Source organism: Methylobacterium sp. WL18 (assembly GCF_008040015.1).
In the GTDB taxonomy this organism is placed as follows: domain Bacteria; phylum Pseudomonadota; class Alphaproteobacteria; order Rhizobiales; family Beijerinckiaceae; genus Methylobacterium; species Methylobacterium mesophilicum.
Genome location: NZ_VRVD01000159.1, coordinates 1 through 8,715, shown reverse-complemented (window position 1 = coordinate 8,715; position 8,715 = coordinate 1). Strand labels below are relative to the sequence as shown.

The following is an 8,715-nucleotide window of genomic DNA, read 5'->3' as shown; positions in this document are numbered from 1 at the left end:
GCGCGCGACCAGGCCTTCGGCGAGGGGCCGCGCCGCCGGCTCGACGTCTACGTCCCCACGGTGGCGGCCGAGAAGGCGCCCGTGCTGGTGTTCTTCTACGGCGGCTCCTGGCAGAGCGGCTCCAAGGACGACTACGCCTTCGTCGGCCACGCGCTGGCCGCCCAGGGCTTCGTGACGGTGCTGCCCGATTACCGGCTCTACCCGGAGGTGCCGTTCCCCGGCTTCCTCGAGGACGGCGCCGCGGCGATCGCCTGGGTGCGGGACAACATCGCGGCCTTTGGCGGCGACCCCCGCCGCATCGTGCTCGCCGGCCATTCGGCCGGGGCGTACAACGCCGTGATGCTCGGGCTCGATCCGCGCTACCTCAATGCCGCCGGTGTCGACCCCAAGGTGATCAAGGCGGTGGCGGGCCTGTCCGGCCCCTACGACTTCCTGCCCCTCGACCAGGACACCACGACCAAGGTGTTCGGGCAGGCCCCCGACCTGCCGCTCACTCAGCCGATGACCTTCGCGGGCCCGCTCTCGCCGCCGACCTTCCTGGCCTCCGGCGATTCCGACACCGTGGTGAAGCCGAGGCACACGGTCAGCCTCGCCGCCAAGCTGCGCGCCGCCCACGTGCCCGTGCAGGAGCGGGTCTATGCCGGGCTCGACCACAAGGACACGCTGCTGGCGCTGTCGGTGACGTTCCGCTCCAAGGCCCCGGAACTCGCCGAGATGGCCTCGTTCCTGATGCGCCAGGCCGCCGGGCGGTCGCAATACACGATGCGGCGGTAGGGGGTCGGTGGTCGGCGCGCCGTCTGGCCTCGCGCTATGGCGACGTCGGTTGGCCTATGCCGGTCAACACAACGGCCTTCACGAGCTTGCATCACGAAGCATGCTCAGCCATGACACCTCAACTCAAAATTGTGGCTGACCCTAGGTAGCCATTTTCAACTTTGTGGTTCGTCTGGAGGAGTGAACCTGAATGGCCGGTGGCGCATTTCAGACGAACAAGGTCGCGCTCAGCACGCTGCTGCGGGCGTGCCACCAAGGCTCGCTTCAGCTGCCTGATTTTCAGCGAAGTTGGGTATGGGACGAAGATCGGATCAAGAGCCTGATTGCTTCGATCTCGCGCTCGTTTCCGGTGGGCGCTCTGATGACGTTGGAAACATCGGGCGCGGTGAACTTCAAGCCTAGACTCGTGGAAGGTGCCCCACACGTGGCGAGTACGGTCAGGCCGGACGAACTGCTGCTTGATGGGCAGCAAAGAATGACATCGCTATATCAAGTTACAATTCGCAATCAAGTCGTCGAGACAGTTACGCCTAAAAATAAGCGTGTGAAACGCTGGTTTTATATCGATATTATTGCTGCTCTCGATTTTGAGGCTGAGCGCGAAGATGCAATTATTGGAATGCCTGCCGACCGTATCTCGCGGGAGAACTTTGATCGAAACGTGGTCCGTGATCTGTCAACGCGAGCTCGGGAATTTGACGCGTTGATGTATCCTGTGTCGATGGTGTTCGACTGGAACACTTGGCAGATGGAATTTGTGAGCCATTCTACGGCCAAGGGCGACTTCGCTGAAAAGTGGCCGATCATTAGTCGGTTCCATGATGAAGTGATAAAAAATTTCACGGATTACCATGTTCCCGTCATTTCTCTCGATAAGAATACGACCAAAGAAGCTGTTTGTTTGGTGTTTGAGAAGGTAAATACGGGCGGCAAGCCCTTAGATGCGTTCGAACTCGTCACTGCTATGTACGCGGCTGATGGTCATGAACTTCGCAAAGACTGGTATGGTGACAATTCGACGAGCGGGCGCCATCGACGCTTCGCTGAGACGATGCGTCCGCCGGGACAAAGCACCGGCATCTTAGTCAACGTCGCCAATACAGATTTCTTGCAAGCAATCTCGCTGTTTCATTCGCGGGATCGCCGCCGTGAAGCCGAAGCAGCAGGCAAACAAGGCAAAGAGTTGCCAGCCGTCACCGGCAATCGCCAGGCCCTTCTAAGTCTGCCTCTTGCCGCCTATCAGACCTATGAGACGCGCGTCGAGGACGGCTTCGTGCGTGCTGCCAAATTTCTCAATCTTCTGCACATCTACCGGGTCTTCGATCTTCCTTACCAGTCTCAAATCGTGCCACTCGCAGCGATCCTCGCCGACATCGGCGATGCATGGGAACACGAAGCTAATCGCACAAAGCTCGTTCAATGGTACTGGAATGGTGTCTTCGGCGAATTGTACGGCTCAGCAGTTGATAGCCGGATATCCCGGGATTTCATAGAGGTTCCCGCGTGGATTAGAGGCGGCCGAGAGCCGACGACAATTAGCGAAACTATTTTCCGCGCGGACCGCCTTAAAACAATGCGGATGCGGCTGTCCGCGGCTTATAAAGGCGTCAACGCACTTCTCATGAAAGAAGGTGCACAGGATTTCCGGTCGGGGCAGAAATTCGATCACACCATTTTCTTCGGCGAGAACGTTGATATTCATCATATATTTCCGCAGGACTGGTGTAAGCGGGCGGGTATCAAAGCGGAAATTTTTGACTCAATAATCAACAAAACGCCGTTGTCATTTAAGACAAACAGGATAATTGGCGGCGCTGCGCCTTCGATTTACCTCCGCCGGCTTGAGGCCGGCAACGCCGAAACGCCCCCTATCGCGGCTGAAAAGCTGGATGCATATCTTGCATCGCATTTAATCGATCCCGACCTTCTGCGCGGGGATAATTTTGCGGCGTTCATGACGGATCGACAGACGCGCCTTTTGACGTTGATCGAACACGCTATGGGAAAAACTGCCTACGCGGGCGTTGTCGATGAAGAAGGCATCGACAATGAGCACGATGCAGATGGTGTAGAAGCAGACATGACGATCACCGTCGAACCTCAACGCGGTGTCGCCAACACATAAATTCAGCCTACCGCTAAAAATACTCGGTGGTGGTGGATCAGACTCTCGCCCTGGCGCGGTACCGGCTGCAACGGTGAGCGTCACCAGAAGCGGCGTCGTTGCGTGGAGCGGTATGGCTCCGGCGGACAAGCCGATTGCGATACCAACAGAAGGCATCCCGCACGGCATGACTCGGCGTTATGTGGGACAAGCTCCATACCCCTCCCTTGTTTGCGGCGTCAGTCGAGTGTTGTTCGGCTTGTGGCGCAACCCGGGGCCGACGATCGCCGCGCGCGCAAGGGCGCGATGTGGCGCGGCGGTCACGCCAGCACCGGCACGTGCGGGGCGCAGGTCCGGGGCAGGACGCCGGTGAGGCGCGGATCGGGTGCGACTTCGACCGCGACGGCGCAGGGCGTGAAGCCGGAGCGGCGGTAGAGACCGAGCGCCCTGGGATGGTCGAACGTGCAGGTATGCACCCAGAACCGCCGGATCGGGTGCGACCAGGCGCTTTGGATCGCCGCGTCGATCAGCGGGCGGCCGAGTCCCTGCCCGACCGCGCTCGGGATGAGGCCGAGGAAGGCCAGCTCGCAGGTGTCCGGTTCGCGGAAGTCGAGTTCCAGCAGGCCGAGATCCGTGCCGTCCCGGCGCAGCGCCAGGATCTCGACGCGCGGATCGTCGAGGATCGTCTGCAGCGCCGCGTCCGGCAGGGTCAGGCGCGAGAACCACAGCCAGTCCGCCCCGACGGCCCGATACAGCCTGCGGTAGGTCTCCCAATCCGGCCGGACGAGGCGGTGCAGCGCCGTCCCGGCCGGGAAAGGCCGCGCTGGCCGCGGGGCCGGCGGCTCGACCATCTCGAGGCTGGTGACGATGGCCGCGATGTGGCCCGGCGGGACCGCGGAAAAGCCCGGCGGCAGCTCCGGCGAAGAAGGGTTCGTTGGCATCGGCTCGGAGCTGTGGCGACCGCGAGGCCGCCACCCTATCCGATTCCCGGCCCTCAGATCTGGATGCAGATCTTGCCGAAATGGCGGTTGCTCTCCTGGTGCCGGAACGCCGCCACGATCTCGTCCAGCGGGTAGACGCTGTCCACGACCGGCCGCAGGCCGCACGCCTCGATGCCGCGGATCATCGCGATCTGCTGGCTGCGGCTGCCGACAAGCACGCCCTGGAGCCGGATCTGCCGGATCAGCGCCGGCACCAGCGGCAGCGGCCCGGCCACGCCGGTCAGGATCCCGATCACCGAGACGTGGCCGGCGACGCGCACGGCCTCCATCGACTGTTCCAGCGTCCCCGGGCCGCCGACATCGAGCAGGTGGTCGACGCCGCGCCCGTCGGTGAGCCGCCTTGCGGTGGCGCCCCAGGCCGGGTCGGCGCGGTAGTTGATCAGGTGGTCGGCCCCGAGGGCGCGCAGGCGCTCGAGCTTCGCATCGCTGGACGAGGTGGCGATCACGGTCGCGCCCGCCGCCTTCGCGAATTGCAGGGCGAACAGGGACACGCCGCCGGTGCCCTGCACCAGCACCACGTCGCCGCCCTTGAGCCCGGCATCGGCGTGGAGCGCCCGCCACGCGGTGAGCGCGGCCGTGGTCAGCGTCGCGGCCTCGGCATGGTCCCAGCCCCGGGGGGCGTGGGTGAAGGCGGTCGCGGGCGCCGTCACCCGCTCACGGGCGTAGCCGTCGACCCCGTCGCCCGGCACGGTGCCGAAACCCTCGACAAGCGGCGTGCCGTCGAGCCAGGTCGGGAAGAACGTGCTCACGACCCGGTCGCCCACCGCGAACCCGTCCACGCCCGGCCCCACGGCCTCGACCTCCCCGGCGCCGTCCGACATCGGCACCCGCGCCTCGCTCGGCCCCCACAGGCCGCTCACCACGGCGTAGTCGTGATAGTTGAGCGAACTCGCCCGCAGCCGCACGGTGATCGCGCCGGGTCCCGGCTCAGGCACGGGACGCTCGCCGAACCCCACCGCGTCGAAGCCGCCGCCGGGCTGGACGATGACCGCCCGGGATGCCGATTGGGTCATGGTGCACCTGTTGTCTGCGCGGGGCCGGCGGGTGTTCCCGCGATCCCGACCGGATCGAACTGGCCGCCACGCCGGATGCAGGAGCGGCGGCAAGAGCATGCTGCTCGATGAAGCGTCACATCCAGAAAGTCCTGTCTCAGAGAATCCCTGCCTCAGCGGATCAGCGCGATCGTGACACCGGCGGCCCCGGCGATGTCCGGCCAGCGCCGCTCCGCCGTGAGGGCGGGTACGCCTTCTCGCTTCGCCAGAGCCAAGCAATAGCGGTCCCCGAGCGACAGGCCGCCTTCGAGCGTGATCGAACGTAAGAGGCCCGCGTCGTAGGACAATGCCGCATCGACGGGAAACAGGCGGATCGGCAGGGGGCGCAGCAGCATCTCGATGTCGTGGCGTCCAGCGCCGAGCTTGGCGTAGTCGCTGATCACCTCGGCGAGGTTGACGGTCGTCATGACAGAACCGTCGAGCCCGGCCTTGACCGTGTCGGCCCCCCGCTCTCCGAGCAGGAGCGCGAGGAGAGCCGAGGCATCGAGGACGAAGCGTGTCACTCGCGCTCGGCCTCGCGGGCGCGGTCGGCCAGGAAATCCTCGACCGAGGCGCCGACGTGGCCGCCGATCAACCGGCGGCTCATATCCTGCGCGCGCGCCACCACCTGATCCAGCGTCCGGAGCACGATGGCGTCCCCGACATCTTCGACGATGACCTCGCCGCCATTGCCGAGCCCATGCCTCTTGCGGAGGTCGGCGGGCAGGCTCATCCGTCCATCAGGCATGACCTTGGCCCGCATGGGGTATCTCCACGTTATGCCGTACGTGGATCTATACGCCAGGAGGTATCTCCGATGCCAGATCTGTCATTTTAAGCCGTCGCCTTCGCAGGCCCCCTCCTGCGTTCGCCTCCGCTAAGGTTATCGCCAGATCTTCCGCCTCAACGGCTGGTCGCCCCATCGCCCCGGCCTCCGCACCCGCTACAATGGATGCGCGCCGCATCCCGCGGCCCCTGAGTGGAACGGCATGGCTTCGGCGGACGCGGCGATCGGGATCCCGGCCGGGACGGCTCAGGACGGCGTGGCCGGGCGCGACCTGCCGGATGTCGTGCGCGTGCTCCTGAACGGGGCGGTGTTCGTCCTGCTGTGGAACCACGACTGGCTCAAGGACCTGTCCGACCGGTCTTCGCTGGCGGCCTCCGAGGATGGCAGCCTGCTGACCCAGGTGCTGTTCCTGGCGGCGGGCCTCGGCATGGCGGCGGCGCTCCACCGGATCGGGTTCCGCCACCTGCGGCCGCTCGCGACCTGGCCGCTGATGCTGTGCGGCGCCTGGCTCGGGCTCACCGCGCTCCTGTCGGTGGAGCCGAGCCTGTCGCTGCGCCGGCTCGCCCTGCTCGGCATCGCCACGATGCTGTCGGCGGGCGTGCTGCTGGTCGCGCGCTCGCCGCGGCAGCTGGCCCTGACCATGGCCTGGTCCGCCCTGGTGATCCTGGTCGCATCGTACCTGGCGGTGGCCCTGGTGCCGGATCTCGCAATCCACTCGGCCTTCGACGTGAATTCCGATCCGAGCCATCCGGGCCTTTGGCGGGGCATCTTCCCGCAGAAGAACGAGGCCGGGGCGGCCATGGTGATCCTGGTGATCGTCGGGCTCTACGTCGCCGCGGCCGCGAGCCGGGTGCTCGGCTGGATCATCGTGCTCCTGGCCCTCGGCTTCCTGGTGGCCAGCGGCTCCAAGACCGCGATCCTGCTGCTGCCGGTGATCCTGGCGGTCACCGGCCTGTGCCGGATCCTGACCGGGCGGGGCCTGCGGGCGCTGCTGCTGCTCGGGCCGATCGCCGGGTTCTCGCTGGTCTCGATCGGCTCGATCCTGGTCCCGGCGATCCAGGACGCGGTCGGCACGCTCCTGACCGACGCCACCTTCACGGGGCGCAGCGAGATCTGGCAGTTCGCCCTGGACAACATCATGGTCCGCCCCTGGCGGGGCTGGGGCATCGGCGCGTTCTGGATGACCGAGCGGACCATGTATGGCGGCTCCGAGGAGCTGACCTGGGTCAACACCGCCAACCACTCGCACAACGCCTACCTCGACACGGCGCTGATCGGCGGATTCCCGTTCCTGGCGCTCACCGTGGTGGCGTTCGTGCTGGCGCCGGTCCGCGACCTGCAGCGCGTCGCCGGGGGGCGCGGCCTCGATGCCGAGACGCTGCTGTTCCTGCGCCTGTGGTTCCTGGGCCTCGTCTCGGCCTCGTTCGAGACCGTGCTGTACAACGGCAACAACGCCACCTGCTGCATGTTCATGATGGCGGTGTTCGGCCTGCGGCTGCGGACGCGCTACGCCTTGGCGGGGTAAGACCACAGCACGGCCCGGGCGTTCTCGCGGGTGTCCTGCTACCATCCGATTGATCGGAAGCGGCATCGCGAGCGGCAGATGCGTCTGATCACGCCGCACGATGTCCTGCCGGCCTATTCCCGGGGCGCGATCGGCTCGGGCGAGGCTATCGTGGCGCTCGGCGTGAACGGCTTTCTCGACCTGATCGTCGCGATGGCCGAGGCAGGGCATCGCCTCCCGCGCCCGGCCGAGGCCGCAATCGAGGCCCAGCTGGACACGGCGATGCCGTTGCCGCTGTCCGTTCTCGACGACGGCGGTGGCGGTGCTTGATCGTGTGATCCCGGATACGGGACCGCTCATCACCCTGGCGCCGCCGAAGATCGCGCCGGTGCCGATCTCGGGGAACTCCGGCGACAGGGGCTGATTGAACTGAGGACGAGACGGCTCACGATCCTCGACTTGCCCCGCCTGCGGGCGCTGGCGGAGTTCCGGCCGAATTACCTGCACCTTGGAGACCAAGCGGCGGCATGACTCTGCGCCTGCAACCCATCCAAGTCGCGACGGGCAGCTACGACACCGAGGGTCAGCTGGTCTTCGCCGATGGGTTCCTCGCGGCGGTGCTGGTGAAGCTCTCGGGATTCCACCAGGACATGGCCGGGATGTGGTTCCTGGAGGCCGGCTTCGGCCGGGTCGACACCGCGAACCGGCCGACGTTCTCCGACCTCGACGAGGCGCAGGACTGGATCACGCGGCAGCTGGAACGGGTGCGCTGATACCGCCCGCCGCAACGCATGATCAGGTCCGCGAGAACGGGCCGTTGGCCGGTTCGATCTGGTCCCGATCCCCGAGGACGCGCCGCGCGGAGGCGAGGATCTGGATCACGCCCCGGCTGTCGCATTCCTGCCGGGCCACCGCCTCCAGGTCCCGCAGGTAGGCGATCACCGGCTCGCGCGCCCGCGGCCCCTGCCGCAGGACGGGTTCGACCTTCGTGGCGACATGCACGGCCAGGCCGTCCCAGAAGTCCGGATCCTTCGAAGACCCATCCGTCATCCAGCGTGCTCCGTTCCGGGAGGGCGGCCCCGTTGACCATGGACCGAGGGGGCGGAAGACCATGATCGACGGGACCGACCGGAGAGGATCCGGCGCGCCCGATTTGGCGCAGGAGCGGCGGCGACGAAATCACCTGGGTTGCGTCACCCGCCCGGTGCGACAGTGCCGTCCATGCGCCGCGCCCACCGGGCCCGGCGTCGGGGTTGCCAGGCCCGGCCTACGCCTCCGGCACCGGGCGCGGGCGGCGGTCGTCGCCGATTGCCACGAAGGTGAAGGTCGCCTCCGTGACCTTCATGGTGGTCTCGCTCGCCCGCTCCCGGCGCCAGACCTCGACCTGGATCCGCAGGGACGAGCGCCCGACCGTGATCAGCCAGGCGTAGAGGCTGACCTCGTCGCCGACGAAGACCGGGTGGTGGAAGGTGATCGCGTCGACCGCGATGGTGGCGCAGCGCCCGCGCGAGCGC

11 protein-coding genes and 1 pseudogene are annotated in these 8,715 nt (G+C 66.3%); 6 read left to right on the top strand and 6 right to left on the bottom strand.

Features of this window, described 5'->3' with window-relative positions:
• Together FV228_RS13530 and FV228_RS13525 are read left to right on the top strand one after the other, a co-directional pair.
• Positions 1–774 (top strand): alpha/beta hydrolase (locus FV228_RS13530; RefSeq protein ID WP_147855098.1); only part of this gene is annotated, 774 nt, incomplete at its 5' end.
• A 190-nt stretch (positions 775–964) separates the two neighbouring features.
• Positions 965–2,899 (top strand): DUF262 domain-containing protein, encoded by a 1,935-nt coding sequence (locus FV228_RS13525; protein WP_147855097.1) that lies wholly within the window; start codon positions 965–967, stop codon positions 2,897–2,899.
• Positions 2,900–3,198: 299 nt separating this feature from the next.
• On the opposite strand, the gene FV228_RS13520 is transcribed toward FV228_RS13525, so the two are convergent.
• From FV228_RS13520 to FV228_RS13505, 4 genes are all read right to left on the bottom strand, one after another.
• Positions 3,199–3,819 (bottom strand): GNAT family N-acetyltransferase, encoded by a 621-nt coding sequence (locus FV228_RS13520; protein WP_147855096.1) that lies wholly within the window; start codon positions 3,817–3,819, stop codon positions 3,199–3,201.
• Between the two features lie 53 nt (positions 3,820–3,872).
• Complete coding sequence (locus FV228_RS13515) at positions 3,873–4,892, bottom strand: NAD(P)-dependent alcohol dehydrogenase (RefSeq protein WP_147855095.1); 1,020 nt, start codon at positions 4,890–4,892, stop codon at positions 3,873–3,875.
• Between the two features lie 152 nt (positions 4,893–5,044).
• Positions 5,045–5,434 (bottom strand): PIN domain-containing protein, encoded by a 390-nt coding sequence (locus FV228_RS13510; RefSeq protein WP_147855094.1) that lies wholly within the window; start codon positions 5,432–5,434, stop codon positions 5,045–5,047.
• A complete protein-coding gene (locus FV228_RS13505; protein WP_147855093.1) occupies positions 5,431–5,673 on the bottom strand; it encodes an AbrB/MazE/SpoVT family DNA-binding domain-containing protein in 243 nt (80 codons plus the stop codon). Before FV228_RS13505 ends, FV228_RS13510 begins: the two co-directional genes overlap by 4 nt.
• 226 nt (positions 5,674–5,899) lie before the next feature.
• Between FV228_RS13505 and FV228_RS13500 the strand changes: the two genes are divergently transcribed.
• The 4 genes and pseudogenes from FV228_RS13500 to FV228_RS13485 all read left to right on the top strand — a co-directional run bounded on the left by FV228_RS13500 (position 5,900) and on the right by FV228_RS13485 (position 7,974).
• On the top strand, positions 5,900–7,222 hold the full coding sequence (locus FV228_RS13500; RefSeq protein ID WP_147855092.1) for an O-antigen ligase: 1,323 nt from the start codon (positions 5,900–5,902) through the stop codon (positions 7,220–7,222).
• 78 nt (positions 7,223–7,300) lie between these two features.
• Positions 7,301–7,531: a hypothetical protein gene (locus FV228_RS13495; RefSeq protein WP_147855091.1), complete on the top strand. Its 231-nt coding sequence runs from the start codon at positions 7,301–7,303 to the stop codon at positions 7,529–7,531.
• Between the two features lie 66 nt (positions 7,532–7,597).
• Positions 7,598–7,732, top strand: a pseudogene (locus FV228_RS34195) (cyclic nucleotide-binding protein); the annotation flags it as partial.
• Entirely contained in the window at positions 7,729–7,974 is a 246-nt protein-coding gene (locus FV228_RS13485) for a hypothetical protein (RefSeq protein ID WP_147855090.1), read from the top strand. The pseudogene FV228_RS34195 and the gene FV228_RS13485, both read left to right, overlap by 4 nt.
• Positions 7,975–7,996: 22 nt before the next feature.
• Here FV228_RS13485 and FV228_RS13480 read toward each other — a convergent pair whose 3' ends face one another.
• Together FV228_RS13480 and FV228_RS13475 are read right to left on the bottom strand one after the other, a co-directional pair.
• Complete coding sequence (locus FV228_RS13480; RefSeq protein ID WP_147855089.1) at positions 7,997–8,251, bottom strand: hypothetical protein; 255 nt, start codon at positions 8,249–8,251, stop codon at positions 7,997–7,999.
• Positions 8,252–8,468: 217 nt separating this feature from the next.
• Positions 8,469–8,715, bottom strand: a 247-nt coding sequence (locus tag FV228_RS13475) for a hotdog domain-containing protein (RefSeq protein ID WP_281406492.1), incomplete at its 5' end; no start/stop codon positions are given.